The 716-nt window shown below is 47.1% G+C and carries 1 pseudogene; it reads left to right on the top strand.

Features of this window, described 5'->3' with window-relative positions:
- A pseudogene (locus R8N49_RS27110) lies at nucleotides 1-716 on the top strand (argininosuccinate synthase domain-containing protein); the annotation flags it as partial.

Below are 716 nucleotides of genomic sequence, written 5' to 3'. Positions count from 1 at the left end.
ACCAGATCTACACGTTATCGCTCCATGGCGTGAGTGGGATTTAGTGAGCCGCGAACAATGTCTGGATTACCTTGCAGAGCGTAACATTCCTTGCTCAGCGTCTCTAACGAAGATTTACTCACGTGATGCGAACGCATGGCACATTTCTACCGAAGGTGGTGTGCTTGAAAATACATGGAATGCACCAAACGAAGATTGCTGGGTCTGGACCGTTGATCCTGAACAAGCGCCAAATGAAGCTGAATACGTTACGTTGAAAGTCGAAAAAGGTGAAGTTGTGGCAGTGGATGGTGAAGCGATGACACCATACAACGCGCTAGTTTACTTAAACGAAAAAGGCGCAAAACACGGTGTGGGTCGTATTGATATCGTAGAGAACCGTTTGGTGGGAATGAAGTCTCGTGGCTGTTACGAAACTCCGGGAGGTACCATCATGATGGAAGCTCTGCGCGCAGTTGAACAATTGGTGCTAGACAAATCGTCATTCGAGTTCCGTGAAGAACTTGGTCTAAAAGCCTCTCACCTTGTGTACGACGGTCGTTGGTTTACACCGCTATGTAAGTCGATTCTTGCTGCCTCAGAAGAGCTAGCACAAGACGTCAATGGCGAAGTGGTTGTTAAGCTATACAAAGGTCAAGCAACGGTAACGCAAAAACGTTCTGACAACAGCTTGTACTCAGAAGAGTTCGCTACTTTTGGTGAAGATGAGGTTTACG

It is taken from the genome of Vibrio sp. 1978, from assembly GCF_033344345.1.
Note: the sequence above shows the minus strand (reverse complement) of the source record. Positions and strands in the feature narration are given on the sequence as shown.